The organism is Pseudomonas sp. EL_65y_Pfl1_R83, from assembly GCF_963970695.1.
Classification (GTDB): domain Bacteria; phylum Pseudomonadota; class Gammaproteobacteria; order Pseudomonadales; family Pseudomonadaceae; genus Aquipseudomonas; species Aquipseudomonas tritici.
In genome coordinates this window covers 190786-216580 of record NZ_CAXAQI010000008.1, presented here as the reverse complement: position 1 = coordinate 216580, position 25795 = coordinate 190786, and the positions used below count along the sequence as shown (strand labels likewise).

Annotated in this window: 22 protein-coding genes and 1 pseudogene; 7 read left to right on the top strand and 16 right to left on the bottom strand. The window is 59.5% G+C overall.

Features of this window, described 5'->3' with window-relative positions; translation table 11 throughout:
* Positions 1–50: 50 nt before the first annotated feature.
* Positions 51–1289 (bottom strand): MFS transporter, encoded by a 1239-nt coding sequence (locus tag AACY08_RS14370; protein WP_339470028.1) that lies wholly within the window; start codon positions 1287–1289, stop codon positions 51–53.
* A 155-nt stretch (positions 1290–1444) separates the two neighbouring features.
* Here AACY08_RS14370 and AACY08_RS14365 point away from each other — a divergent pair, with 155 nt between their 5' ends.
* Positions 1445–2257 carry a class I SAM-dependent methyltransferase gene (locus AACY08_RS14365; protein WP_339470027.1) on the top strand — a complete coding sequence of 271 codons (813 nt, stop codon included), beginning with the start codon at positions 1445–1447 and terminating at the stop codon, positions 2255–2257.
* Positions 2258–2393: 136 nt separating this feature from the next.
* Here AACY08_RS14365 and AACY08_RS14360 read toward each other — a convergent pair whose 3' ends face one another.
* A complete protein-coding gene (locus AACY08_RS14360; protein WP_339470026.1) occupies positions 2394–2780 on the bottom strand; it encodes a TIGR03067 domain-containing protein in 387 nt (128 codons plus the stop codon).
* 321 nt (positions 2781–3101) lie between these two features.
* On the opposite strand from AACY08_RS14360, the gene lpxO reads away from it, so the two are divergent.
* A complete protein-coding gene (gene lpxO / locus AACY08_RS14355; RefSeq protein ID WP_339470025.1) occupies positions 3102–4001 on the top strand; it encodes a lipid A hydroxylase LpxO in 900 nt (299 codons plus the stop codon).
* Positions 4002–4020: 19 nt separating this feature from the next.
* Here lpxO and ligD read toward each other — a convergent pair whose 3' ends face one another.
* Both ligD and ku read right to left on the bottom strand, forming a co-directional pair.
* Positions 4021–6498, bottom strand: a complete 2478-nt coding sequence (gene ligD / locus AACY08_RS14350; RefSeq protein WP_339470024.1) for a DNA ligase D — start codon at positions 6496–6498, stop codon at positions 4021–4023.
* 3 nt (positions 6499–6501) lie between these two features.
* Positions 6502–7335, bottom strand: coding sequence for a non-homologous end joining protein Ku (gene ku, locus AACY08_RS14345; RefSeq protein ID WP_339470023.1), 834 nt, complete (start codon positions 7333–7335; stop codon positions 6502–6504).
* 184 nt (positions 7336–7519) lie between these two features.
* Between ku and AACY08_RS14340 the strand changes: the two genes are divergently transcribed.
* Both AACY08_RS14340 and AACY08_RS14335 read left to right on the top strand, forming a co-directional pair.
* Positions 7520–7834: a hypothetical protein gene (locus AACY08_RS14340; RefSeq protein ID WP_339470022.1), complete on the top strand. Its 315-nt coding sequence runs from the start codon at positions 7520–7522 to the stop codon at positions 7832–7834.
* A 12-nt stretch (positions 7835–7846) separates the two neighbouring features.
* Complete coding sequence (locus AACY08_RS14335) at positions 7847–9004, top strand: PQQ-dependent sugar dehydrogenase (RefSeq protein WP_339470020.1); 1158 nt, start codon at positions 7847–7849, stop codon at positions 9002–9004.
* Between the two features lie 96 nt (positions 9005–9100).
* Here the strand turns inward: AACY08_RS14335 and AACY08_RS14330 are convergent, their stop codons facing one another.
* On the bottom strand, positions 9101–9580 hold the full coding sequence (locus tag AACY08_RS14330; RefSeq protein ID WP_339470019.1) for a nuclear transport factor 2 family protein: 480 nt from the start codon (positions 9578–9580) through the stop codon (positions 9101–9103).
* A 54-nt stretch (positions 9581–9634) separates the two neighbouring features.
* The gene (locus AACY08_RS14325) at positions 9635–10198 is read right to left on the bottom strand and encodes a TetR/AcrR family transcriptional regulator (protein WP_339470018.1); all 564 of its coding nucleotides are present in this window, start codon (positions 10196–10198) and stop codon (positions 9635–9637) included.
* Positions 10199–10323: 125 nt separating this feature from the next.
* Between AACY08_RS14325 and pssA the strand changes: the two genes are divergently transcribed.
* Positions 10324–11667, top strand: a complete 1344-nt coding sequence (gene pssA, locus AACY08_RS14320) for a CDP-diacylglycerol--serine O-phosphatidyltransferase (RefSeq protein WP_339470017.1) — start codon at positions 10324–10326, stop codon at positions 11665–11667.
* 60 nt (positions 11668–11727) lie between these two features.
* Here pssA and efeO (AACY08_RS14315) read toward each other — a convergent pair whose 3' ends face one another.
* From efeO (AACY08_RS14315) to efeU, 4 genes are read right to left on the bottom strand one after another with little or no spacing between them, the layout of a single operon-like run.
* The gene (gene efeO / locus AACY08_RS14315; protein ID WP_339470015.1) at positions 11728–12546 is read right to left on the bottom strand and encodes an iron uptake system protein EfeO; all 819 of its coding nucleotides are present in this window, start codon (positions 12544–12546) and stop codon (positions 11728–11730) included.
* Between the two features lie 27 nt (positions 12547–12573).
* Positions 12574–13878, bottom strand: coding sequence for an iron uptake transporter deferrochelatase/peroxidase subunit (efeB, locus tag AACY08_RS14310; RefSeq protein WP_339470014.1), 1305 nt, complete (start codon positions 13876–13878; stop codon positions 12574–12576).
* 14 nt (positions 13879–13892) lie between these two features.
* Positions 13893–15095, bottom strand: a complete 1203-nt coding sequence (gene efeO, locus AACY08_RS14305; protein WP_339470013.1) for an iron uptake system protein EfeO — start codon at positions 15093–15095, stop codon at positions 13893–13895.
* A gap of 10 nt (positions 15096–15105) precedes the next feature.
* Positions 15106–15951 carry an iron uptake transporter permease EfeU gene (gene efeU / locus AACY08_RS14300; protein ID WP_339419100.1) on the bottom strand — a complete coding sequence of 282 codons (846 nt, stop codon included), beginning with the start codon at positions 15949–15951 and terminating at the stop codon, positions 15106–15108.
* Positions 15952–16121: 170 nt separating this feature from the next.
* On the opposite strand from efeU, the gene AACY08_RS14295 reads away from it, so the two are divergent.
* Positions 16122–17144, top strand: a complete 1023-nt coding sequence (locus AACY08_RS14295; RefSeq protein ID WP_339470012.1) for an AraC family transcriptional regulator — start codon at positions 16122–16124, stop codon at positions 17142–17144.
* Positions 17145–17569: 425 nt separating this feature from the next.
* Here AACY08_RS14295 and AACY08_RS14290 read toward each other — a convergent pair whose 3' ends face one another.
* The 4 genes from AACY08_RS14290 to mexE all read right to left on the bottom strand — a co-directional run bounded on the left by AACY08_RS14290 (position 17570) and on the right by mexE (position 24170).
* A complete protein-coding gene (locus tag AACY08_RS14290) occupies positions 17570–18094 on the bottom strand; it encodes a hypothetical protein (RefSeq protein ID WP_339470011.1) in 525 nt (174 codons plus the stop codon).
* A 230-nt stretch (positions 18095–18324) separates the two neighbouring features.
* The gene (locus AACY08_RS14285; RefSeq protein ID WP_339428246.1) at positions 18325–19740 is read right to left on the bottom strand and encodes a TolC family protein; all 1416 of its coding nucleotides are present in this window, start codon (positions 19738–19740) and stop codon (positions 18325–18327) included.
* Positions 19737–22916, bottom strand: a complete 3180-nt coding sequence (locus AACY08_RS14280) for an efflux RND transporter permease subunit (RefSeq protein WP_339428247.1) — start codon at positions 22914–22916, stop codon at positions 19737–19739. The genes AACY08_RS14285 and AACY08_RS14280 overlap by 4 nt, the downstream gene beginning before the upstream one ends.
* A gap of 15 nt (positions 22917–22931) precedes the next feature.
* Positions 22932–24170 carry a multidrug efflux RND transporter periplasmic adaptor subunit MexE gene (mexE, locus tag AACY08_RS14275; RefSeq protein ID WP_339470010.1) on the bottom strand — a complete coding sequence of 413 codons (1239 nt, stop codon included), beginning with the start codon at positions 24168–24170 and terminating at the stop codon, positions 22932–22934.
* 302 nt (positions 24171–24472) lie between these two features.
* Between mexE and AACY08_RS14270 the strand changes: the two genes are divergently transcribed.
* Positions 24473–24943, top strand: coding sequence for an SDR family NAD(P)-dependent oxidoreductase (locus AACY08_RS14270; RefSeq protein ID WP_339470009.1), 471 nt, complete (start codon positions 24473–24475; stop codon positions 24941–24943).
* A gap of 38 nt (positions 24944–24981) precedes the next feature.
* Here AACY08_RS14270 and AACY08_RS14265 read toward each other — a convergent pair.
* Together AACY08_RS14265 and AACY08_RS14260 are read right to left on the bottom strand one after the other, a co-directional pair.
* Positions 24982–25344: pseudogene (locus tag AACY08_RS14265) on the bottom strand (IS30 family transposase); the annotation flags it as partial.
* A 63-nt stretch (positions 25345–25407) separates the two neighbouring features.
* Positions 25408–25611 carry an Arm DNA-binding domain-containing protein gene (locus AACY08_RS14260; RefSeq protein ID WP_339470008.1) on the bottom strand — a complete coding sequence of 68 codons (204 nt, stop codon included), beginning with the start codon at positions 25609–25611 and terminating at the stop codon, positions 25408–25410.
* Positions 25612–25795: the final 184 nt, after the last annotated feature.

Sequence of the window (25795 nt, the reverse complement as noted above, 5' to 3'; positions counted from 1 at the left end):
GCAGAAAATTTTGGATGTGTGTTGGAATTTGGCGCGTATTGTCGCATATGTCAGGCGACAGTTGTATGTCGAGCGAAGGATGGTTTCATCAACGTCTCCGGCATCGCCAGCCATAAGAGCGCCAGGGCCAGCGCTGCAACGCCGGCGAGTGTCAGGAACGCCGCGTTGTAGCCCGCTTGTTGCACCACGAAACCGGCCAGGCTGCTGCTCAGCGCCGCTCCCAGGCCGAACACGGTGGTGAGGGTGCCCAGGCTGACGTTGAAGCGGCCGGTGCCATGGGTCAGGTCCTTGACGATCACCGGGAACAAAGCGCCGAAAATCCCTGCGCCTATGCCGTCGAGCATTTGCACCGCCACCAGCCAGTAAGGATCGCTGGACAGCGTGTAGAGCACACCGCGCAGCGGCAGGATCATGAAACCGGCCATCAGCAAGGGTTTGCGCCCCCAGATGTCGGCCTTGAGCCCGACCAGCCAAGCCATCGGCACCATCACCAATTGCGCGGCGACAATGCAGGCCGACGTCAGCGGCGTGGCCATTTGCAGGTTTATCTGTGAGAGCTTTTGGCTGACCAGCGGCAGCATGGCGGCATTGGCCAAGTGGAACAGGGCGCAACAGATGGCGAATAACAACAGCGGGCGGTTCGCCAGCAATGCCTTGAGGCCGGAAGGTTGTTCATGATCGGTGTGATGCTCAGGATCGAAGCCGCGGGCAACGTCGTGGTCGATCGCTGCTGCCGACACGCAGCTCACGGCCAAAACACTGGCGACTGCCATAAACGCCATCAGGTAAAACACCACCACAGGACCAAACAGGTAGGCCAGGCCACCAGCCAGCAATGCGGCCACGGCGTTGCCGGCGTGGTTGAAGGTTTCGTTGCGCCCTGTACGACGGGTGAAGGCGCGTGGCCCGGTAATGCCCAGGGAAATCGCGCTGATCGCCGGCGCGAACACCGACGCGGCAACAGCACTGGCGGCCTGGGTCAGCGCTACCAGGCCGAAAGAACTGACGAAAGGCAGCAGCACACAACTGAGCGTCACTACGATGGCGGCCAGCGCAATCACCGCGCGCTTGCTGCGGGTGCGATCAATCAGCGCGCCCGCCGGGCCCTGGGTGAGCAGCGCGGCGATACCTGCCAGGGTCATGACCACGCCGATACTGGCCGGGTCCCATTTATGCACGGCCAGCAGGTAGATAGCGAGGTAGGGGCCAAGGCCATCGCGGACGTCCGCCAGGAAGAAATTCAGGCTGTCCAGGGACAAGGCGTTACGCAGGTCAGACTGTGTGGCCATGGCTAGATCTTCGGAGGCGGCGTTCAAGGGCTGAGCGCTCATTGCGTTAATGACCCCCGGGCTTTGCGATAAGTTTCGCACGCTGCTCGGGGTTTTAATCCATGGGCACTTGGCTTATTTTCTGAGTCCCGCAGTACTGATTATCTGGAGATGCAATGGACATGCCCTCAGCGCAACAGGCGATTGCCAGCAACAAGGACGCCTGGGACCAATCTGCCAACCTGCATAAAACCACCGACACCTGGAACGCGTTGCTCAACAGCGTGGGTGACGCCGGTTTTTCTTGCCTGGACCCCACCCTTACCGGCTTGCTGCAAGACATCGGCGTAGCCGGCAAGGATGTGGTGCAACTGTGCTGCAACAACGGTCGTGAAACCTTGTCGTTGTTTGGCCTGGGCGCGCGCTCGGCGGTAGGCGTGGATCAATCACGGGCGTTTCTGCAGCAGGCCCGTGAACTGGCCAGTGTTTCGCCGCACAACCCCGAGTTCATCGAAAGCGATATCCATCACCTACCGCAGGATTTGCACCAACGCTTCGATATCGCCTTGGTGACTATCGGCGTGCTGGGTTGGATGCCGGATGTGGCGCTGTTCATGCGCCACGTCGCCAGCACCTTGAAACCTGGCGGCACGCTGGTGATGTATGAAACCCATCCGTTCCTGGAGGTGTTTGATCCTCGGGCGCAAAACCCCTTCTTGCCAGCCAGCTCTTACTTCCAGCGCGAGCCCTTTGTGCTGCAGGAGTCAATTGTCTATGAAGGCCAGGGCGAAGTTGCCGGGCCAACGTCCTACTGGTACGTGCACACGTTGGGTGAGGTAGTAAATGCTGCGATCTGCGCGCAGTTACAGATCAGCGACCTGCAGGAATATCCCCACTCCAATCGCGAAGAGCTTTACGACAGGTACGAACACCAGCCTGCGCAATTACCAATGTGCTTCACCCTGACCGCCATCAAACGGCCCGATTGAACCCATATTCGACAGGCAAAAAAAGCCCGCAAGGAGAGGCGGGCTAAGGGATTCACTGGAGTAGGTAGGCTGACCCTATAGCCCCGAAGGTGAACGTTTTGTGAAAATACTGTCGCTCATTCGGATGGCGCTCCGATCAGGCGCGCCGAACGAAAGTGCGCATGGTTTGACCTGGGCCAGTACTGAACGCAATTGGCCTGGGCATACTTTCATCGGCTGCAATAAACACGAACTCATCCTTTTCCAGGCGATAACTGGCGGGCAAGTGTTTGCCTGCGTCATCCCCAATGGAGTCGATCCAGGTAATGCGCTTGGGAACGGTGCTGCTGTCCAGGGAAAACCGGCCAGCCAGCAATACCTCGCCGCTGACGGTCTTCACTTCGAACCGGTCGCCGGTGATAGTGGTGATTGCACCCGGGGCGCTGTGGGCATCGACTGGGTTGAGCACGCCACTGTCTTCGAGCGCTATTTGCTCCCAGGCACCTTGAAGCGCTTGAACATCGGGGTCTGTTATCGATGACATACAAATTCCTTTTTGCTGAAGGGTAAATCGTCGGCTGTGAAGATGATGCGACGCTTTTTAGCATTTATGCCCTGATGCGCCTAGTCATCGATTGGAACCCTCAAGCCCCAGCCCAACCTATTTGCAAGACAGCTTTTCACAATTCTTAGTTAATTTATGGTTACAAATTATGGCTAAATAAGTGCCAATGGCTACGTACCGGATGTCGATCAGACGGTCGTGCCGATTGTGTGAATCTTGATTTCAGGCGTTGCTATCCAACCGCGGCCGTAGTGGGCACGTAGGAGCAGCCTGTTTTCTTCTGACGTGTGACGAATCCCCGTGAAACTCATCATTGTTATGCTCTACGTTGCCTCGATTGCATATGTACACCTGCGCGGTCGGGTGCGGCATAAGCTAGGCCGCCAACTCAGTGATCATTCGACCTTCCTGGCACCGATCAACTGCTTTCTCTACCTCTTCTCTAAACTGCCCAGCCGACCTTATCTGTCGCCCGGCGATTTCCCGGACTTGAGCCCGCTGCAGGCGCACTGGCAAGAAATTCGCCAGGAAGGCCTGGCCCTGATGCGCGCCGGGGAGATCAAGCGCTCGGACCAGTACAACGACGTAGGTTTCAATTCCTTCTTCAAATCCGGTTGGAAGCGCTTTTACTTGAAATGGTATGGCGACAGCCATCCTTCCGCGATGAAGCTCTGCCCGCGCACCACTGAGCTGGTCCAGGGCATTGGCTCGATCAAGGCCGCGATGTTCGCCGAACTGCCGCCAGGTTCCAGGCTGGTGCGTCACCGCGACCCGTATGCAGGCTCGTATCGCTATCACTTGGGCTTGGACACCCCGAATGACCCGGGCTGCTACATCAATGTGGATGGCGAAAACTATTACTGGCGTGACGGCGAGCCGGTGATGTTCGACGAGACCTACATCCACTACGCCGAAAACACCACGCAGCAGAACCGCATCATCCTGTTCTGCGATATCGAGCGTCCGATGAAATACCGCTGGGCCGCGGCGTTCAATCGCTGGTTCAGCCGTTCCGTCATGGCCGCTGCGGGCTCGCCTAACGATGCCGGTGACCAGACCGGTGGGCTCAATCGCGCCTTCACGCGCCTGTATAAGATCCGTCTGCGCGGCAAAGCGCTGAAAAAGCGCAACCGCATGCGCTACTACCTGGAAAAGTGGGCGATCTTCGCTGGGTTGGCGTTGATCTTTTTACTGATCTGAGGGGCGCCCTGGGCGCTCTTCACTGCGGTGGATGGGCGCCCAGCTTATCCCACATCTTCTTGCTGATTTTCTGGCGATTGGCATACCCGGCCCAGGGATCAACCTTCAACGCCTTTAAACGCTCATGCACGTTGGCGACCGTCCACTGCTGGGCACCGCGCAAGCCCTTCAATTCCTCACGACTGACCGGCACCGATACCGGCAATCCCGGGCGGGCGCGCACGGAGTAGGCCGCCACGGTACTGGCGCCTCGAGCATTGCGCAGGTAGTCGATAAAGATCTTGCCGACACGGTTTTTGGGCCCTGACGTTGCGGTAAAACGCTCCGGCAATTGCGCGGTCATGAACTGGGCAATCGCCTTGGCGAACGCCTTGACGGTGTCCCAATGGTCGCGCCGCGCCAGTGGCACGACCAGGTGCAGGCCCTTGCCACCGCTGGTCTTGACGAACGCCTGCAGCCCCAATTCGTCAAGCACCGACAGCGTGAGCTGCGCCGCTTCCAACATGGCTTTCCAAGGCAGTGCCGGGTCCGGGTCGAGATCGAGCACAAACAGGTCCGGGGTTTCGAGCTTGTCGGTGGTACCGCCCCAGGTGTGGAATTCCACGGTGCCCATTTGCACGGCACCGATCAATGCAGCGGCGCTGTCGATTTCCATCAGGCGTGAATGGCCAGGGTCGAGCGCCTGATCCAGTTGCTTGATGTCAGGCATGGCGAGCCGCTCGGAATGCTTCTGGAAGAACTGCTCGCCTTCAATGCCTTCGGGCGCTCTCAGCAGCGAAACCGGACGGTGACGCAGGAAGGGCAGAATCCATTGGCTGATGCTGTCGTAGAACTGCGCCAGCTGCTGTTTTTGCGTACCGCTTTGCTTATCGATTACGCGGTCGGGATGGGTGATGTTCACGTTGCCGCTGGGTTTTTTCGCGGTTTTCATGGATTTGGCCGCGCGCGGTTGCTCGTGAATGATCTGCGCAGCGGGCTTGTCGGTACGCATGCCGACAAACGCTGCCTGGCGAACCACGCCTTCTCGGGTCCATTCGGCAAATTGCACCTCGCCAACCAGCGTCGGCTGCACCCAATGCACGCCGCGGGCCTGGGCGCTGGTCAGCGGTTTTTCCAAGGGTGACGTGCTGCACTCCAGCGGCGTAAGTTGCGCGTAGATCGACTTCAGCGACGCCTGATCAAAGCCTGTGCCCACACGCCCGGCGTACACCAGCCTGGAATCATCATTCACCGCCAGCAACAGCGCCCCGAAACCACTGCGTGAGCCCTGCGGCCGGGTGTAGCCGACAATCACGAACTCCTGGCGCAAGCGGCATTTGAGCTTGATCCAATCGGCACTGCGACTCGACGCGTAGGGGCTGCCGAGGCGTTTACCGATCACGCCTTCCAGGGCCAAGTCGCAAGCGCTTTCAAAGATGTCACGAGGGTGCGCAGTGAACGCCTCAGAGAAGCGCAGCAACTTGCTACGGCTACCGGCCAACGCGGCCTTGAGGGCCGCGCGGCGATCCTCGACAGGCGCTTCGCGTTGGTCCTGGCCATTGAGGAACGGCGCATCGAACAGGTAGTAGACAATGTCCAGGCTGCGCCCGATATCAAACGCGTTTTGCAGCGCCTGGAAGTCCGGCAGGCCGTCGCCGTTGAGGCTGACCACCTCGCCGTCGAGCCAGCTGTCCTTGAGTTTCAGCGCTTGCAGGGCCTTGGCCTGACGGGGCAGGCGTTCGGTCCAGTCATGGCCGTTGCGGGTGAACAGGCGTACCTCGCCGTCACGAACGCGCGCGAGCATGCGGTAACCGTCGAACTTGATTTCGTAATGCCAATCGCCTTCTGGCGCGCGGTCCACCAGCGTGGCCAATTGCGGGGCGAATTGCTCGGGGAGGGTGACTACAGTTTTTCGCGGCTTGGGCTTGGGCTTGGCTTTAGCGTTGGGTTTGCCGACCGACGCGTTGCTGAGCACGCTGTTCGGTTGGGCCTGGACAATATCGTAGTCATCGGTAGGGCGTGCCTGTGGGTCCTTTTCCTTGATCAGCAGCCATTGTTGTTTATCGCCGCTGCCCTTCAGGCGCGTGCGCACCAGGGTCCAGTCGCCTGAGAGTTTCTCGCCGACCAAGGTGAATTTGAGTTTGCCAGCGGCGTAAGCCTTGCGCGGGTCGTCATGCGGTTGCCACACGCCGCGGTCCCACACGATAACGTCGCCTGCGCCGTACTGACCCGCCGGAATATTGCCTTCGAAGCTGCCATAGCCGAGGGGGTGATCTTCAACGTGGACGGCCAGGCGTTTCTGGCTGGGGTCCAGGCTCGGGCCTTTGGGCACCGCCCAACTGAGCAACACGCCATCAAGCTCCAGGCGGAAGTCATAGTGCAGGTTGCGCGCGTCATGTTTCTGGACCACGAACGACAGCGCCGAGGCCTTCCTTTTGCCGGCGGGCGCACTCCCTTGTGGTTCGGCGGTAATCCCGAAGTCGCGTTTGCGGTTGTAGTCGCTGAGGGGCTTTGGCATGACTTATGAGGCCTTGGTGGATTTTTTCACGGCGGGCTTCTTTGCCGGCTTGCCGGCCAGGCTGCGCTTGAGCAATTGCGTCAGGTCAATCACATCGGCTGACTTACGCTCCTCACCGTCCGCGCTGCTTTCGACGTCCTCGATCTTGCCGGCCTTGGCCTTCTTGGCCACCAGCGCCATGATTTTCTCTTGGAAGCTGTCGCGGTAGTCATCCGGTTGCCAGTCGGCGCTCATGTCTTCTACCAGGCGCTTGGCCATGTCCAACTCGCCTTTAGCCAACGTGGGTTTGGTCACGTCGCTGCCCAATTCAAGATCGTCCAGGCTGCGCACCTCGGCGGGCCAGCGCAACATCACCAGTATCAGGGCCGAGTCCAGGGGCATCAATGCGGCCAAGTGCTGCTTGGTGTGCAGCACCACATTGGCCAGGGCGACTTTATTGGTTTTTTTAAGGGTTTCCCTGAGCAACGCATACACCTTGCCGCCGCGTTTGTCCGGGGCGAGAAAGTAGGGGGTGTCGATGTTCTGCAACGGAATCTGGTCGCTGGCAACAAATGCGATGATTTCAATGGTCTGGGTCGACTTGGGGTGGACCGAGCGGATTTCTTCTTCGCTGAGCACCACGTAACGGCCTTTTTCGAACGCGACGCCTTTGACAATGTTCTCTTTCGTGACTTCCTTACCGGTGGTCTTGTTGATGCGCTTGTAGCCCACCGGGTCCATGCTGCGTTTGTCGAGCCAGTCAAAGTCAACGCCCTGTGATGACGTGGCCGAGACCAGTGACACCGGTATATGCACCAGGCCAAAGCTGATGGCGCCTTTCCAGATTGCCCGTGGCATATGTGCGATTCCTTACTTAGAGGCTGTGTTCTGGTGACTCGGACCCTGTGCGGAAAGTTTCCACGGACAGATGCACGGACAGATCGTGTTACACCTGATGAGAAACTATTTAGTGTCGAAAGCCGAACCTGAGGCGTAGCGTGTTATCGAAAGCACGTACTCCTCGCCCCAGAGAGGCTTTGTCATGAACAGCTGTGTGCGTCACGTTGCAGCGCTGGTGTTGGGTTTGGCCCTTGTCCCCTTGGCCCATGCGCAAAACCTGCCCGGTAACAACAACGCCAATAACGGTCCGATTCACCGGGCCAACCCCAACAGCATGCAGGGCACCCAGCCCAATGCGCCGGCCATTCGCGGTATTCAGACTGGGCCGACCACACGTACGCCGACCCTGGAGAACGGCGGCATCGGCAACCGCTATCCCCAGCGCGATGCCGCCCCGAGCCGCCCGGCCACCGAAACCAAAGCCCCCACTTATGACGCCAGCGGCAATCGCCGGTAAGGATCCAGCCTTATGTTTCTACGCAAAACCCTGCTAGCCGCCGTTTGTGCAACCACGCTGCTGCCGTTGACGGCGGCTGTCGCCGCCGAAGCCCAGCAGTTCCCCAGCGAACAAGGCAGTATCACCGCCACCCCGATTGCCACAGGCCTGGACCATCCATGGGCGGTGGCCTTTCTGCCGGACAAGCAAGGCTTCCTGGTGACGGAACGTCCCGGCCACCTGCGCTTTGTCAGCCCGGACGGCAAGCTCTCCGCGCCACTGACGGGCGTGCCTGAAGTGTGGGCCAAAGGGCAGGGCGGTCTGCTGGACGTGGTGCTGTCTCCGGATTTCAAACAGGACCGCATGGTCTACCTGTCTTACGCGGAAGGCGGCGGCGAGGGCGGCACGGCCGGCACTGCGGTGGGCCGTGGCCGGCTGGCGACAGATCTCAGTGGCTTGACCGACTTCAAAGTGATCCTGCGCCAGGAGCCTAAGCTGTCCACCGGCAATCACTTCGGCTCGCGCTTGGCCTTCGACCGTGACGGCTACCTGTTCGTGACCCTTGGGGAAAACAACGCTCGCCCGACGGCCCAGGACCTGGACAAGTTGCAAGGCAAGGTCGTGCGTATCTACCCGGACGGCCGCGTGCCGGATGACAACCCGTTTGTCGGCCAGCAAGGCGTACGCCCGGAGATCTGGTCCTACGGCCAACGTAATCCCCAGGGCCTGGCGTTGAACCCGTGGAGCGGTACGATCTGGGAAAACGAACATGGGCCGCGCGGCGGCGACGAGATCAACATCATCGAACGGGGCAAGAATTACGGCTGGCCGTTGGCAACCCATGGCATCAATTATTCGCTGACACCCATACCCGAAGCCAAGGGCAAAACGGCGGAGGGCACGGTGCCGCCGCATCACGTCTGGGAGAAATCACCGGGTATCAGCGGGATGGCGTTTTACGATGCAGACCGCTTCAAAGCCTGGCAGCACAACGTCTTTATCGGCGCGCTGGTCAGCCAGGAGTTGATCCGGTTGCAGTTCGATGGCGACAAGGTCGTTCACGAAGAGCGTTTGTTGGGCGGCTTGAAAGCGCGGATCCGCGATGTGCGGCAGGGGCCCGATGGCTTTTTGTACGTGCTGACGGATGAGAAGGATGGCGTGCTGTATCGGATTGGGCTGAATCAGGACTGAGGTAGGCCGACACTTGCCTGTGTGAGCTGGCTTGCCTGCGGTGCAGGCACCTCGGTGTATCAGGTGCACCAAGGCAGGCAAGCCAGTTCCAAAGGGTTACAAGCCCAGGTCGGACAGCCCCGGATGATCATCCGGGCGCCGGCCCAGCGGCCAGTGGAACTTGCGTTCGCTTTCCTTGATCGGCAGGTCGTTGATGCAGGCAAAACGATTGGCCATCAGGCCGTTCTCATCGAATTCCCAGTTCTCGTTGCCATAGGAGCGGAACCAGTTACCCGAATCGTCGTGCCACTCATAGGCATAGCGCACCGCGATGCGGTTATCGGTGAATGCCCACAGTTCCTTGATCAGCCGATAATCCAGCTCCTTGGCCCACTTACGGGTCAGAAAAACTTTGGCTTCTTCGCGGTTATGCGCGAATTCGGCACGGTTGCGCCACTGCGTGTCCAGGGTGTAGGCCAAGGACACCCGTTGCGGGTCGCGCGAATTCCAGCCGTCCTCGGCCAAGCGCACTTTTTCGATGGCCGACGCGCGGGTAAACGGCGGCAAGGGCGGACGTGTTTCTGCAATCGATGACATCGTGTAATTCCTCAAGCAATAGGGTTTATCGAGCGTTGCGCCTGCCAAGTGCATTCAAAGTCCCAATAACGTTCGCGCCATGCCTTGCGCTTGATCGGCCGCTGTTGAATCGCCCATCACCAGGGCAACGGTAATGGCGCCATCGATCAGGATCAGCAGTTGCGCGGCCTGCCGTTCGGGCGCGGGGGTACCCTGTGCCTGACACAGTTCAAGTGCATACTCGAACAGTTTTTGTTTATGCGCCTTGGCCAGCAGGCGCACCGGGTCTTGCGGGTCGCCGGTTTCGCCACTGGTATTGATAAAGGCGCAGCCACGAAAATCTGCAGTACCGAACCAGGCCTTGAGCGCGCTGAACAGCGCAAGCAGGCGCTCACCTGTGCCTTCGCTGCGTTCCACCTCATCGCGCAGCCACTGCATCCAGCGCTCATCGCGGCGCTGCAGAGCGGCAATCACCAGTTCGTCTTTATTGGCGAAGTAGCGGTAAATGCTTTTTCTCGAGACACCGGCGGTCTTCACCAGAAAGTCCATGCCAGTGGCGGCGATGCCATGGCGGTAGATCAACTTTTCGGTGACGTCGAGGATAATATTGCGGGTTTCATTGCTGGTTATGTCGTTCATACTGCAAACAGTAGAACGGTCGTTCTTCTTGGTCAATTAAGTTTTTTTCATGCAGCACAGCGAGACCTGAGCACCCCCATGGTGTAAGCTCGGGGCCTCTTCGGATTCGACCCATTGCGAGCCTTATGCCGTCGTTCTTCAAACGCTCCCTGTTGCCCAAACTGCGCGGTTTCCCCCTCACTCCCGACGCCCTTGAGGTGCTGTCCGGCGCCGACGCGTATCGCCGTTGCCTGCTGGAGAAGATTGCCCAGGCCACGCGGCGTATCTACATTGTCGCGCTGTACTTGCAGCAGGACGAGGCCGGCCAGGAGATCTACGATGCGCTGCACGCGGCCAAGGCGGCACGGCCGCAGTTGGACATCGTGGTGGTGGTCGACTGGCTGCGCGCCCAGCGCGGTTTGATCGGCGCCGGCAAGCAGCCAGGCAACAGCGCCTGGTATCAGTCCATGACCCAAAGCCACAGCACTGAAGTGCCGGTGTATGGCGTGCCGGTGCAAACCCGCGAGTTGTTCGGCGTGCTGCACCTCAAGGGCTTTGTGATCGACGACACGGTGCTGTACAGCGGTGCCAGCCTGAATAACGTGTACTTGCACAAGTTCGACAAGTACCGCTTCGACCGTTACCACCTGATCCACAGCCAACCGCTTGCCGACTCCATGCAGCACCTGGTGGAACACGGGCTTGTCGCCTCCAAGGCGGTTAATCGCCTGGACCTGCCCAATCCCCCGACCACGCGCAGCTTGCGCAATGATATCGGCGACTTGCGCAGCCGTTTGAAGCACGCGACCTATGACACCACGACGGGGCAGTTGCCCAATGGTCACCTGTTGGTCAGCCCATTGCTCGGGGTTGGCAAGAACAACCCCCTGAACCGGGTGATCCTCGAACTGATCGCCAGCGCCCAGCACCAGCTGACCATCTGCACGCCGTACTTCAACCTGCCGCTGCCGGTGACTCGCGAAATCAACCGCGCCCTGGCGCGAGGTGTGAAGGTCGACATCATCGTCGGCGACAAGACCGCCAACGATTTCTACATTCCGCCGAGCGAGCCGTTCAAGGTCATTGCTGCGCTGCCCTACCTCTACGAAATCAGCCTACGCCGCTTCGCCAAGCGCCATCAGCGCGACATCGACCACGGCCAGTTGAACCTGCACCTGTGGCACGACGGCGACAACACCTACCACCTCAAGGGCATGTGGGTCGACCAGCGCTACACGTTGCTCACCGGCAACAATCTCAACCCGCGGGCGTTCCGCCTCGACCTGGAAAACGCTTTGCTGATCGACGACCCGCAAGGCCAGTGGCTTGAACCGCGCCGCACCGAGCTGGCGCAGATTTTCCAGCACAGCACGCGCATTGAGCGTTATCAGGACCTGCAAACGCTGCTGGACTACCCGGAGGCGGTCGGCAAATTCCTGCGTCGGGTCAGCCGCGTTCGGATCGAGCGGCTGCTGTACCGCATCCTGTAGATCTGCAGGCGAAAAAAGACCCAGCCCCTCAACAGGGCGGGGTCTTTTTTTATCCAGCGTTTAGTTCAGGCCCAGCTTGCCACGCAACATGGACAGGTCTTCAGCCAGGGTGTTGACCGGACCCACCAGCGCCTTGCGGTCGCTTTCCTTGACCTTGTCGTAGGTCTCAAAGCCGCCGTCCTTGGTCTTGTACTTGGCCAGGATCTTGTCCACGGCGGCGAAGTTCTTGTCGACTTTGGCCAGGAAGGTTTTGTCTTGCTTCTCGATCTGGCCACGGAACAGGTCGACGATTTTCTTCGCGCCGTCGATGTTGCCCTGGAAGTCGTACAGGTCGGTGTGGCTGTAGCGGTCTTCCTCGCCGGATATCTTGGTGGCGGCGACTTCTTCAAGCAGCGCTGCGGCGCCGCCGACGACTTTTTCCGGCGGGAAGGTCAGGCCGTCGACGCGGGTCTTGAGGTCGTTGACGTCGGTGTTGAGTTTGGCGGTCAGGGTTTCCAGGCCCTGGGTGCTGTTTTGCGAGAACAGTGCGTATTCGAGGCGGTGGAAGCCGGTGAAATCTTCGGCGGTCACGCCTTTTTCATGGTCATCGACGCGGGAGTCGATGGACGCATCGAGATCGCTGAACAGTTCGGCAATCGGCTCGATGGACTCATAGTGTACGCGGGTCGAAGCGTAGAGCTTTTTGGCGGTGGCCAGGTCGCCTTTGTTGATGGCGTCGGTGAACGCCTGGGTCTGGGTGACCAGCTCGCCGATTTCTTCGGTGACGTAGATCTTGTAGTCCGACACCGGGCCTACCAGGTCCAGCGGCGCGGTAGCGGCAAACGCTGCCAGCGGCGAAAGGGTCAGCAACAACGACAACGCAATGGTCGACTTCTTCATAGGACGATTTCCGCTCTGGGGGTTGTTTTAGGGAGTGGCAGTGGTGTGAGGGTGCGTTGCAGCCAGCAGCGTGCGCCCGATGAAATCCTTGGGCCCAGTGACCCCCGGCAAGGTGAAGAAGTATCCGCCGCCGACCGGCTTGAGGTACTCCTCCAGGGGCTCGCCGTTGAGCCGGGTTTGTACGCTGATAAAGCCTTTCTCCAGGTCAGCCTGGTAGCAGATGAACAACAGCCCCATGTCCAACTGACCGTTTTTGTTAACGCCGTTGGAGTAGTTGAACGGCCGGCGCAGGATCAGATTGGCCTGAGTCTGCGGGGTGCGCGGGTTGGCCAGGCGGATATGGGCATCGAGCTTGGTCAATTTGCCTTCCGGGTCCTTGCTGTAGTCGGGCACCTGGGTTTCTTTGGCGCCGTCCATCGGCGCGCCGGTCGGCTTGATGCGGCCGATGATGCTTTCCTGCTCTTGCAGCGGGGTTCGGTCCCAACGCTCGACGAAGTTGCGGATGATGCGCACCGCCTGATAGCTGCCATTGGCCGCCCAGGCCGGTTCGTCGCTGCCAGGCTGGACCCACACAATCTGGTCCATGGCCTTGGCGTCGTTGGAATTCGGGTTGGCCGAACCGTCACGGAAACCAAGGAAGTTACGCGCGCTCTGCGCAGGTTCTCCGGGTTTGCTCGGCGCCTGCGGCGGTACGCTGCCTTCCTGCTTCCAGCGCACCATCAGCAGGTCCGGCAGGTTCTTCACAATGTCGCGCAGGGCGTGGATATTGGTGTCAGTGGTGTTGGCGCAAAATTGCAGGCTCAGGTCACCGTGGCACTGCGCCGGTTCCAGCGCGTCGTTGGGGAAACCAACCATGCGGCTCAGGCGCTTGGGCTTGACTGCCGTGAGGCCGAAGCGCTCGTCGAACAGCGACTCACCGACAGACACGGTGATGGTGAGGTTGTCCGGCGTCACCACCGGGCCGAGAATGCCGGAGTCGGTGGGCGGCAGTTTCGGATCGACTTGCGGCACGGTGCCGCCGGTCATCAGAAAAGCGATGCGTTCATTCAACGTGCGGAACAGGCGTTCCAGGTCTTCACGGTCGCTGGCCAGTACATCGAACGCCACGAGCATGCCGCAGGCCGGGCGCGGAGTGACGATGCCAGTCTGGTGCTTGCCAAAAAAATCGTGGTGGTCCTGGGTTTTTTCACTGCGGGGTGCCGCGGTGACTTGTTCCGCTGCGGCGGCCATGGCCGGGCAGCTCAATGTGCTACCGGCAATCGCGGCGCCGGTGGCGGCCATGCCCAACAGGACACGGCGGCGCTGAAGGTCAAACTGTTCTGAATTACTCATGTAGGCGGTCGTCTTCACTGCAGGCCGGAAAGGCCAAGGGCGGGGTCGATTCCATCGAGTGCAACGGCCAGAGCCTTGGCCTTGTCGGCGATCTGCTTGCGCTGATCGGCGGTCACGCTGTCGTAGCGGCGGTACTGGCCGTCGACTTTCAACTCATTGAGTTCGCTGTCGAACGCCGCGAGGGCGCTGTCGACTTTTGGTAACAGGTCGGCGGCGGACTTGCTCAGCAGCGGGCGCATCAGCTCGACGACCTTGTGGGCGGCTTGCAGGTTGGCGGCAAAACCATTCAGGTCGACGTGGCTGTAGCGCTCTTCTTCACCGCTGATGGCGCGCACATCGGCCAGGCCATTGAGGATGCGCACCACGATGCTCACCAGTTGCTCGGGCGGCAGGGACTGGGCCAGCAGTTGTTGCTTCAGTGTCGTGACGTCGGTTACCAGGCGCTGCGCAATCGGCGCGAGGCCATCGAGGCTGCGTTGTTGGAATAGGCCGTATTCCAGGCGGTGGAAGCCGCTGAAGGCCGGATCCTGTTCGCGTTTCTCAAAGTAGTCGGCGCGGGCGTTGATCGCGTTGTCCAACTGCGCCAGGCGTTGCGCCGCCGGCGCCAGTCGCTGGTAAGCCTCGCGCGCCGGTAGGTAAAGCGCTTGGGCTTGCGCCAGGTCACCCGCATCGATGGCTTGCTGTAAGGCAGTCACCGCCTTGACCAATGCGCTGCCTTGGCTGCTCAGATACACGCGGAACTCCGACAATGGGCCGATAAACGCCACCATCGACGGCTTGGCTTTGGCCTGGGCGTCGGATTCGGCGGTGGGCGTTACGTGCAAGGTGCCGCGCGGGTTGCTCAGCAGGCCGCACGTAATCGCGTAGTCGCCGGGCAACAGGTTGGCGTTGATCACCTGGCTTAGACCGGGGGCGATGTTCTCGCGCTCTTCGACCACCAGCACGCCGTCGAGGATTTCCCATTCCACGGCACGCTCGGAGCGGTTGATGATGCGAAAGCTCGCGCGGCCAGCGGGTACAGTCAGTTCATTCGGTTCGCAGGCATGGCCGTGGATGGTCACCGCAATTTCATTGTGGTTGACCTGGCGCTTGCTGGCCGCCAGTTGCGAGGCGTAATAGAACAGGCCACCGGCGGCGATCATCACGACCACCGAGCCCGCCACGGCCCAACGCAAGGCGCGGGGTGGCAGAGCCGGTTGAGGAGTTGGGTTGGACAAGAGGCGGTCCTTAGTGGGTGGAAACGGAAGAAGGAGTGGCGGCAGGTTTGGGCGGTGCAGCGGGCAGGAAGAACATCACCAGCGCCACCACCAGGTAAGTCAGGTAAGCACCGAGGGTGCTGACGGTGGGTGCTTCCTGATAGCCGAACATGCCGGCCAGTATCGAACCCAGCGGGCTGTCCATCGGCAAAGCAGTGCTGAAGTCGAACAGCACGGTTTGCAGGTGGTTCCACACGCCCGCTTCGTGCAGGGCTTGCACCGAGTTGGCGAGGATGCCGGCGGCGACGACAAGGATGAACAGGCCGGTCCAGCGGAAAAACGCGCCAAGGTTCAGGCGCATACTGCCGGTGTAAATCAGGAAGCCGACAATGATCGCCAGGATCAGGCCGAGCAGGGCGCCCATCGGCGCGCCCGGGCCTTCGCTCTGCTGGAACACCGCCAGCAGGAAGAACACGGTTTCCAGGCCTTCACGGGCCACCGCGAAAAACACCATCAGGATCAGCGCGGTCACCTGGTGTTTGGAACCGGCCAACGCGTGATCCAGGGAGGCGTGCAGGGAATGCTTGATGGAGCGCGCCACTTTGCGCATCCAGAACACCATGGAACTGAGGATGCCCACGGCGACCAGGCCGACGATGCCTTCGAACAGTTCCTGCTGTTTCTGCGGGAACTCGGCGCTGACCAATTCAAGGCCACCACCGACCAGCAGGGCCAGCGCAGCAGCGAGGAATACACCGATCCACACGGCGGGCATCCACTGGCCACGGCCGGTCTGTTGCAGGTAGCTGGCGATGATGCCAACGATCAGTGCGGCTTCAATGCCTTCGCGCAGCATGATGAGAAAAGGAACGAGCATTTGGCACCGCAGTAGAACTAGATAGGGTGCTAAGTTGTAGCATAATGATACTCATTGCTAAACAAGAAATATTGACTTTAGCTGAACAGGGCCTGAACGGTGGTGGCAAATCGCGACCCACTTTATGATGCATGCCATTATTTGTTGTGCAGCCGGATGCCCGATCCCTCATGTTGGAAAAAGACACCATCTCCATCCACCTCGTGCGCGAAGCTTTGTTGCAGAGCTGCGTGCCCGGGACGGCCAGTGCCGAAGTGCTGCATAAAGCCGGTATCGATCCGGCACTGTTAAGCGAGCCCACCGCACGCGTCTCTGCCACGACCTACGCGCGCCTGTGGCGCCTGCTGGCGCGGCGCAGGGATGACGAGTTCTTCGGCATGGACCCGCGCAAGCTCAAGTCCGGCAGCCTGACGTTCCTGTGCCGCGCCGCGATAGCGCAGCCGACCCTCGCCACCAGCCTGGAAACCGGCCTGGCGTTCCTGTCACTGATGTTGGAACGCTTGCCCGCGCAACTGGTGCGCCAACAAAGCCTGGCCGAGATTGTGCTGCTCGAGCCCGAGTCCGAACCCAATCGCGCCTTCACCTACTTTACCTATTGGATGATTGTGCACGGTGTGGCCTGTTGGCTGGCGGGACGTAGGATTCCAATTCTTGCGATTGAACTGCGCTGCTCAAAACCAGACTTCTGCGATGATTACCAAGTCATGTTCTCCGACAACCTGCGTTTCGACCGACCGCGCACCCGCATGATCTTCTCCGCCGACTGCCTGGACCTGCCGATCAAGCGCAGCGCAGAAGAGCTCAAACGTTTCCTGGCCCACGCGCCGGCCAATATCCTGGTCAAGTACCGCGACCCCGACAGCCTCGCTACCCGCATCAAACACGACCTGCGCCAAATGCCTCCCGAGACCTGGCCGGAAACCGAAGGCCTCGCCGCCAGCCTGTGCATCTCCGCCTCAACCTTGCGACGCCGATTGGCTGAAGAGGGGCAGACCTTTCAAGGGCTCAAGGACAGCGTGCGTAAAGAGTTGGCGATTGTTTGGCTGGCGGAAGCGCAGATCAGCTTCGCCGAAATTGCAGAGCGGTTGGGGTTTGCCGATACCAGTTCGTTTTATAAAGCGTTTCGTAAATGGAGCGGGTCGAATCCGGGGCATTATCGGAGTTTGATTTTGAATGAGGTTGCGGGCGTTTAGTTTTAGGTTTGAAGATCAGAGATATATACACCGTCGTCCTTCATAAAAGTCTAAAGAGATTTCCCGCAATTTTTGGGAGGCGGGCGGCTCATCGCGTTTGAACGTTCATGCATAGTAAGTGGCGTGGTGCTCGCCGATGTTTACTGGGTGCTAGTTAAGGCACAGCATGAATAGTCGATATATATCGTCTGCCAACCGTGAGGGTCGCCTATGGATAAATTGAAAGCCTGTGGTTGCTTTGTTGTATTCGGTGCATGCTGAGGATCCAATCATTTATTTATGAAGGTGAATTTGTGAAGCGTCTTATACTGTTTCATTTGCTTTATTGCTGGGGTTGTCGTTTCAGGTGTCGGCGTTGTGCTTGTACCCTGCAAACAGCGCGTTGACAGACACCTTCAACGCGCTGCTTTTTGAGTGTTTATTGATCATGCGTGTTCATCTATAGAAAGGGTGCTGGCTGGGGAATTTACGAAGTAAACCATCGCATTAAGCGCCTGATTGGCACTGACCATCCGGTGAGTGATATAGGCAACGTGCTCAGGTTTCGAGTATCGATCGGTCTTGAAATACGCCAAGTTATCCTCCAACTTTTCGTTAAACAAAGCGATTGCATTGAATTTAACGTCCATTTTCGTTTGGCGGCCATTAGCATCTGATGCGCCGTCTCCAGCTATGAACATCATGAACGTATTGTCATCGATGAGTTTGTTGTCGTAGAGCATACTGCCCACTTCTTTAAGCTCGTTGGTGCTGATGGAAGTGAAGTCATAACGTTTTAAGAAAATGTTCAGGTCGTTAATTTTTTCTGGGTCCTTAAGCTTCAGCGTCTCCGCCGCTTTGGACTCTTCCGTCAGCGTAAAGGCATTCGTCACCATGGTTGGGTTTCTGACCACACGAGCATCAGTTTGCTTCGATAACGTGGTCGCTGTGTTCGTAACGAGCATGCCCATAACAATCTCCTGTCTGTATTAAGAATTACACCCCCGTTATCGACGTACTAGAGTCCAACATTAGCTTTTGAAGAAATTTCAGAACCCTCTGACAGATAAGGCTGACTAACGTGCAGGCAACTTCCTAACTATCATCCCTGTAAAACACCCGACCAAAAAAAGCCCCGTGACCGAATGGACCACGGGGCTAAAAATTGGCTGGATGCGACCAACCAAAGGAGCTCTTTACTTCACTTGGCGGTGGCAACAACCGTGTCTGGCTGCCAGCCACCACCGAGTGCTTTGTAGATCGCTACAATCCCGCGATACAAATCCACTTCGGCCTGGGCCTGGGAGTCTTCGGCCGCCAGACGCTCACGTTGCGCGTCAAGCAGCACCAGGAAGTCCACGGTGCCTTCGCGGTAGCGGATCGCAGCCAGGTCGGCGGCGGCGCGGCTGGATTCGCTTTGGCGGATCAGCGAGACCAGGCGTTGCTGACGCTTGCCGTAATCACTGAAGGCGTTTTCGGATTCTTCCAGGGCCAACAGCACTTGCTGCTCGTAGTTCGCCAGCGCGCCATCAGCCTCGGCATCGGCACCGCGCAAACGGGCGCGTACGCTGCCCAGGTCAAAGGCGGCCCAGGTGATGCTAGGGCCGAGGGCCCAGGCATTCGCAGCGGACGAGCCGATCTGCGAACCGCGCCCGGCGGTAAAGCCGAGGAAGCCGCTGAGGCTGACCCGTGGGAACAAATCGGCCTTGGCCACACCGATACGCGCAGTGGCGGCGGCCAGTTTGCGTTCGGCACTGAGAATGTCCGGGCGACGTTGCAGCAGTTGCCCCGGGTCGCCAATCGGCAATGCCTTGGCAATCGCTGGCAGGTCTTTAGGACTCAGGTCCACCGTCAGCTTGTCAGGACGCTGGCCGAGGAGGGTGGCGATGCGGTTACGCTCGCGCACTTGCTCGGCCTGCAGTTGCGGCACGCTGGCTTCAACCGCCGCGAGGCGTGCGTCGGCACGTTCCACATCCAACTGATCACCCACGCCGGCATCGCGCAGGCTTTCGGTGATGGTGCGCGATTCCTGCTGGTTCTTCAGGTTGTCCAGGGCAATGCGTTCACGCAGTTGCGCGCCGCGCAGTTGACCGTAGGCATCCACCAGTTCGGCAATCATGGTGACTTGCAGTTGGTACAAGTCAGCCTCGGCGGCTTGCTGGTCGGCGTCGGTGGCTTCCAGGTTGCGCTGGATGCGGCCGAACAGGTCCAGTTCCCAAGCCATGTCCAGGCCCAGGTCATAACGCTCGGTCTTGACGCGACGGGTGGTCTGGCCCGGAATCTGGCCTTTGCCCTGGTCACTGCTGACGCGGCTGGTGATGGTCGGCATGGCGTCATTGCTGGCGTCATCGCGGATGGCGCGGGCGGCCCGCAGACGGGCAAAGGCGACGCGCAAATCACGGTTGCCCTGCAGCGACTGAGTCACCAACTGGTTGAGGGTCGGGTCCTCGAACTGCTGCCACCAGATGCCTTCGAACTTGGCGTGGTCATACTTCTTGGCATCGGCGGCGGCCGTGACATTGGCCGCCTCCGGGGTCTGGGTTTTGTAGTCCGGGCCTACGGCACAGGCGCTCAGTGCCAGCACCAACAAGCTCGGCAAGAATACTTTCACACTCATTGCTGTGTCTCCAGCTTCAAGGCCTTGGCCGCTTTGCGCGCTTGCTGGCGCTCCACATAGCGACGGATCAGTACGTAGAACACTGGCGTCAGCAACAGACCGAAGAAGGTCACACCGATCATCCCGGAGAACACCGCCACGCCCATCGCATGGCGCATCTCGGCACCGGCACCGCTGGACAACACCAGGGGCACCACACCCATGATGAAGGCGAACGAGGTCATCAGGATCGGCCGCAGACGCAGACGGCAGGCTTCCAGTACCGCAGCCAGTGGGTCGAGGCCTTCTGCCTGTTTATCCTTGGCGAACTCAACGATCAGAATCGCGTTCTTACACGCCAGGCCCACCAATACGATCAGTCCGATCTGGGTGAAAATGTTGTTATCGCCGCCCGAGATGATCACCCCGGTAATCGCCGACAGCAGCGTCATCGGAACGATCAGGATCACCGCCAGCGGCAGGCTCCAGCTTTCGTATTGGGCGGCGAGTACCAGGAACGCCAGCAGTACGCAGAGCGGGAACACGAACAGCGCGGTATTGCCCGAGAGAATTTGCTGATACGTCAGGTCGGTCCACTCGTAGGTCATGCCGTTGGGCAGTTCGTCTTTCAGCAGTTTTTCAATCGCAGCTTCTGCCTGGCCCGAGCTGTAGCCCGGTGCAGCGTTGCCGTTGATTTCAGCCGTGATAAAGCCGTTGTAGTGCATCACGCGGTCCGGGCCCGAGGTGTCGCTGACCTTGATGAAGGTCGCCAACGGGATCATCTGGCCTTTGTTGTTGCGCACTTTCAGCTGGCCGATCTGGTCTTCATCAAGGCGGAACTGTTGCTCAGCCTGCACGTTGACCTGGTAGGTGCGACCGAAGCGGTTGAAGTCGTTGGCATACAACGAACCCAGGTAGATCTGCAGGGTGTCGAAGATGTCGCTGATCGCCACGCCGTGAGTCTTGGCCTTTTCACGGTCGATAGCCGCATCGACCTGAGGCACGTTGACCGTGTAGCTGGTGAACAGGCCGAACAGCTCCGGCGTGTTACGGCTCTTGGTGATGATGTTCTGCACTTCTTTGTACAGCTCGTCGTAACCCAGGTTGCCACGGTCTTCGATCTGCAGGCGGAAGCCACCAATCGTACCCAGGCCCTGTACCGGCGGCGGTGGGAAGATCGCCATGTAGGCTTCCTGGATGTCGCTGTATTTACCGTTCAACGCGCCGGCAATCGCACCGGCGGACATGCTCGGGTCTTTACGTTCGTCGAACGGTTTCAAGGTCACGAACACGATGCCGCTGTTCGGGCTGTTGGTGAAACCGTTGATCGATAAGCCCGGAAAGGCTACGGCAGCTTCCACACCCGGTTGTTTCAGCGCGATGTCAGACATGCGCTTGATCACGTCTTCAGTGCGGTCCAGGCTCGCGGCGTCCGGCAATTGAGCGAAGGCCACCAGGTATTGCTTGTCCTGGGCCGGTACGAAACCGGTCGGGGTGTGGGCAAAGCCGAACCAGGTCAGCACCATCAAACCGGCATACAGGAACAGCGCGATACCGCTACCGCGAATCACCCGGCGTACGGTGCCGACGTAGCCGTGGCTGGCTTTTTCAAAGAAGCGGTTGAACGGTTTGAACAACCAGCCACCAAACAGCTTGTCGAGCATCTTGGAGAAACGATCCTTCGGCGCGTCATGGCTACGCAGCAACACGGCGGCTAGGGCAGGGGACAAGGTCAGCGAGTTGAACGCCGAGATCACTGTCGAAATCGCGATGGTCAAGGCGAACTGTTTGTAGAACTGCCCGGTCAAGCCGCTGATAAAGGCAGCCGGAATGAACACTGCACACAGCACCAGCGCCGTCGCGATGATCGGGCCGGTCACTTCGCTCATGGCCTTTTCGGTCGCCGGGAACGGTTCCAGGCCCAGCTCGATATTCCGTTCGACGTTCTCCACCACCACGATGGCGTCGTCCACCACGATACCGATGGCCAATACCAGGCCGAACAGCGACAACGCGTTGAGCGAGAAGCCAAACAGGTGCATCACCGCAAACGTACCGATCAACGAAACCGGCACCGCCACCAAAGGAATGATCGAGGCGCGCCAGGTCTGCAGGAACAGGATCACCACCAAAACAACCAGAATCAGCGCTTCGAACAGGGTGTGCACCACCGCTTCGATGGAGCCGCGCACAAAGATGGTCGGGTCATAGACGATGCTGTAGTCCATCCCTTGCGGGAAGTTCTTTTTCAGCTCATCCATCTTGCCGCGCACTTCGTTGGAAATCTCGATGGCGTTGGAGCCAGGGCGCTGGAAGATCGGGATCGCCACCGCCGGCTGGTTGTTGAGCAACGAGCGCAGGGCGTATTGGCTGGAACCCAGCTCGATCCGTGCGATGTCTTTGAGGCGGGTGATTTCACCGTTGTCGCCTGAGCGAATCACGATGTTCTCGAACTCTTCCTCGGTCACCAGGCGACCTTGGGTATTCACCGACAACTGGAATGCAGTGGTAGACGGCGCGGGTTGCGCACCCAGGGCACCGGCAGCCACTTGACGGTTCTGCTCACGGATCGCGGTCACCACATCGGTGGCGGTCAGGTTGCGCGAAGCGGTCTTGTTCGGGTCCAGCCATACCCGCAGGGAGTAGTCACCCATGCCGAACAGCTGCACGTCACCGACACCGCCCAGACGCGCCAGCTCATCCTTCACATTGAGCAACGCATAGTTGGACAGGTAGAGCATGTCGTAGCGCTGATCCGGGGAGGTCAAGTGCACCACCATGGTCAGGTCGGGGGAGGCCTTGTCCACGGTAATACCGATGCGCGTCACTTCCTCAGGCAGTTTCGGCTGAGTCCGCGTCACACGGTTTTGCACCTGCACCTGCGCGTTGTCCAGGTCGGTACCCAGGGCGAAGGTGATGGTCAGGGTCAGCTTGCCGTCGGCGGTCGACTGCGAGGACATGTACAGCATGTTCTCGACGCCGGTGATCGCCTGCTCCAGCGGAGCGGCCACGGTTTCGCCGATGACCTTGGGGTTGGCGCCCGGGAAGTTGGCGCGTACCACCACAGTCGGCGGCACCACTTCCGGGTATTCGCTGATCGGCAATTGGAACAGCGAGATCGCCCCGGCGATCAGGATCAACAGCGAGAGCACTGCTGCGAAGATCGGCCGCGAAATGAAGAACTTGGAAAAATTCATCTTGAGTCGTATCCCTTAACCGCGTGGAGTCGCGCTGGCAAGTTTGTGCGAGGCTTTATCCGGCGCCACTTGTTCCAGGTTGCTGGCTTCAAGCGCTTGTCGTTGTTTGGCCAAGGCGGCGAGGGTTTCCTGGCTGGCCATCGGAATGGTTTGCGGGGCCACCGGCGACCCTGGGCGCACGCGCTGCAGGCCCTTGACGATAATGGTGTCGTCCTTGTTCAGGCCGCTGCGCACGATGCGCAAACCTTCGATCTTCGGCCCCAGCTCCACCGAACGATAGGCCGGCTTGTCGCCTTCCATCACCAGCACGAATTTCTTGCCCAGGTCGGTGCCGACGGCTTCGTCGGTGATCAACACGGCAGAGTAGGTGCCGCTGCCGACCAGTTTCAGGCGTGCATACAGGCCAGGGGTGTACTCGCCCTTGCTGTTATCGAACACAGCGCGACCACGGATGGTGCCGGTGGCCGGGTTGACCTGGTTGTCGATGAAGTTCATCTTGCCCAAGTGCGGGTTGCCGGTTTCGTTGGACAGGCCCAGGTACACCGGCGTGGTTGCACCACGGCGGCCTTGGCGAGCCAGTTCGGTGTACTTGAGGAACACACGCTCATCGGCGTCGAAGTAAGCGTAGACCTTGTCGGTGGAGACCACACTGGTCAGCGCGGTGGTGTCGGCGGTCACCAGGTTACCGGCAGTGATTTCGGCACGGCTGACGCGGCCGCTGATCGGTGAGGTCACACGGGTAAAGCTCAGGTTCAGCTTGGCCAGGTCCAACTGCGCCTGGATCCCGGCAACGGCCGCGCGGGCTTCCTGGGCAGCGGTGGTGCGCGAGTCGGCCAGTTCGGCGGAAATCGCATTGCTCTGGCGCAGGCGCTCGCCACGTCGCGCTTCGTTATCGCTGCGGGAGGCGGCGGCGCGGGTTTGTTGCAACTGGGCTTCAAGGCGGCGCACTTCAGCCTGGAACGGACGCGGGTCGATCTGGAACAGCAAGTCGCCTTTCTTGACCAAGGCGCCTTCGGTGAAAGCGACTTGGTCAATCTGGCCAGACACCCGTGGACGAATCTGCACGGTTTCCGGGGCTTCCAGGCGACCGGTGAATTCATCCCACTCGTTGACCGGTTGTTCAAGCACCTTCGCCACGCTGACTTTGGCAGCAGGCATGGCGGCCGCTTGTTCCGGGGTCTTGCCGCACGCGCTCATCACCACTACGGCCAAAATCGCCAAGGGGAAGCGCAAATGTTTGAGTGACTGTTCCATGAGGTGCATCCGCCAATGTATTTGAGATGGGCGGATCATGCGCGGCGATGTGCTATGTCACGAATCGAATGAAGCAAAGGTAACTATCATTCGGAATGATATAAGCGCGAGTTTAGCCCTCTAGCCTGGGGCTTTCGTTAGGGAGCTATCAATGGGCGTGATGACAAAGGTCTTTTACGGGAACTGCAAGGAAGGTTGAGGGGGAGGTTGAAACAGTCGAGGTAATAAGCGACTGACGACATCAGCCATTTATCTGAAGCAGCCAAGTCCGTGCCAGCACTCTTTATGAAGAAGTTCACCGCATGACGACGCCTGCTACTGTGCTCATCACCGGCGCCTCCTCCGGGATTGGCGCCACCTATGCCGAACGCTTTGCTCGTCATGGCCACGACCTGATGCCTGTTGCACGTGACAAGGCACGCCTTGAGACCTTGCCCGAACGCCTACGTAAAGACACCAGCGTGGCTGTCGACGTGCTGCCAGCAGCAACCCGCACCGAAATCTGGGAGCGCGCCGCGATCGACCTCAGCACGCTTTCCGAAGTCATGGATGTTGAAGAGCTGATAGAAGCCGCATTGGTCGGCTATGACCGTCGCGAGCTAGTCGCTATTGCGCCACTGCACGCGGCGGGTCGTTGGGATGCGCTGGATCAGGCGCATCAGGGGTTGCTGAGCGACATTCGCCAAGCCCATGCTGCCGAGCTTTATCAGGCGCAAGCCATATATCCACCCCTAGGACAGAAAGTCTCATTCCTGCGGGTTCTGGCGGTATAGGGACGTTCGCGATCCAGTTGGCCAAACACCTCGGTGCCCCGGTCTTGGTCGCAGGTCATGCTTTCACGCACGGGCAGCGGCATGCGATTGTGCGCCGCGCTAAAGCCTTCCACCGCCGATGTGGCCGTTTCGATCAGCATCACATAACCGCTGGTGCGCTCGACCAGCGTGCAAACCGACGAGGCGTAGGCCTTACCTTTGATCAAATAACCCGCCCAATGCTCAGGCATCAGGCGATCCTCGATCTCCGGCGGGCGGACGTGGATGCTGACCATGTCCGGCATCTGGTTACGCCGATCGACAGCACCTGCGCGTGGTCTACGCGTACGTTTACCTTGCCGCAGGCAAACGATCAGTTCCTTGCGCAGCTCGCCCACCGGCAGGGCATACACCGCGTTGTAGGTGTTGCACTCAGTTTCCGCGGTTGCCCGTTTTTTAAACCGGTCAGGGCTTGCCTAACCAAGCTAGATATTCGGGCATTTGGCTTTGAAGTGTAGTGCTCTGCGGTGCTGCAGTATGATTCTGGCGGACGCTACGGGTTCAGGCTGAGCCATCGGCACGAGGTTCAAATGCGGCGGATCGGTCTTGTCACGCGCTTCTTTGAGACCAATGTCGGGGTAAGTGCCGATGGAGAAGCGGTTTTCCTTGCCATGCAGCCGATACTTCAATCTGCAAACCTTGGAAGGGGATTTGCCGACCTTGCTCGACGCCTCACCACCAAGTAGAGGCCAGGAACTTCGCCATCGGCGTGTTTGCCGGGTTTGGTCAGCGAGCGGATCAAGGCATCGCTCAGTTTTCATTTGAAACCAACCGCATTGTCTGAGGGCATCGGTGGGAGCATTCTTTTTAAGG

Bases quoted from the DNA above. Each gene is read 5' to 3' on its own strand.
- AACY08_RS14340 (WP_339470022.1), top strand. From the start codon at position 7,520: ATGAACAGCTGTGTGCGTCACGTTGCAGCGCTGGTGTTGGGTTTGGCC.
- efeO (WP_339470015.1), bottom strand. From the start codon at position 12,546: ATGAAGAAGTCGACCATTGCGTTGTCGTTGTTGCTGACCCTTTCGCCG.
- ku (WP_339470023.1), bottom strand. From the start codon at position 7,335: ATGCCACGGGCAATCTGGAAAGGCGCCATCAGCTTTGGCCTGGTGCAT.
- AACY08_RS14325 (WP_339470018.1), bottom strand. From the start codon at position 10,198: ATGAACGACATAACCAGCAATGAAACCCGCAATATTATCCTCGACGTC.
- AACY08_RS14370 (WP_339470028.1), bottom strand. From the start codon at position 1,289: ATGGCCACACAGTCTGACCTGCGTAACGCCTTGTCCCTGGACAGCCTG.
- AACY08_RS14365 (WP_339470027.1), top strand. From the start codon at position 1,445: ATGGACATGCCCTCAGCGCAACAGGCGATTGCCAGCAACAAGGACGCC.
- AACY08_RS14360 (WP_339470026.1), bottom strand. From the start codon at position 2,780: ATGTCATCGATAACAGACCCCGATGTTCAAGCGCTTCAAGGTGCCTGG.
- mexE (WP_339470010.1), bottom strand. From the start codon at position 24,170: ATGGAACAGTCACTCAAACATTTGCGCTTCCCCTTGGCGATTTTGGCC.
- AACY08_RS14335 (WP_339470020.1), top strand. From the start codon at position 7,847: ATGTTTCTACGCAAAACCCTGCTAGCCGCCGTTTGTGCAACCACGCTG.
- AACY08_RS14280 (WP_339428247.1), bottom strand. From the start codon at position 22,916: ATGAATTTTTCCAAGTTCTTCATTTCGCGGCCGATCTTCGCAGCAGTG.
- AACY08_RS14285 (WP_339428246.1), bottom strand. From the start codon at position 19,740: ATGAGTGTGAAAGTATTCTTGCCGAGCTTGTTGGTGCTGGCACTGAGC.
- AACY08_RS14295 (WP_339470012.1), top strand. From the start codon at position 16,122: ATGTTGGAAAAAGACACCATCTCCATCCACCTCGTGCGCGAAGCTTTG.
- AACY08_RS14330 (WP_339470019.1), bottom strand. From the start codon at position 9,580: ATGTCATCGATTGCAGAAACACGTCCGCCCTTGCCGCCGTTTACCCGC.
- AACY08_RS14270 (WP_339470009.1), top strand. From the start codon at position 24,473: ATGACGACGCCTGCTACTGTGCTCATCACCGGCGCCTCCTCCGGGATT.
- efeB (WP_339470014.1), bottom strand. From the start codon at position 13,878: ATGAGTAATTCAGAACAGTTTGACCTTCAGCGCCGCCGTGTCCTGTTG.
- ligD (WP_339470024.1), bottom strand. From the start codon at position 6,498: ATGCCAAAGCCCCTCAGCGACTACAACCGCAAACGCGACTTCGGGATT.
- pssA (WP_339470017.1), top strand. From the start codon at position 10,324: ATGCCGTCGTTCTTCAAACGCTCCCTGTTGCCCAAACTGCGCGGTTTC.
- efeU (WP_339419100.1), bottom strand. From the start codon at position 15,951: ATGCTCGTTCCTTTTCTCATCATGCTGCGCGAAGGCATTGAAGCCGCA.
- AACY08_RS14290 (WP_339470011.1), bottom strand. From the start codon at position 18,094: ATGGGCATGCTCGTTACGAACACAGCGACCACGTTATCGAAGCAAACT.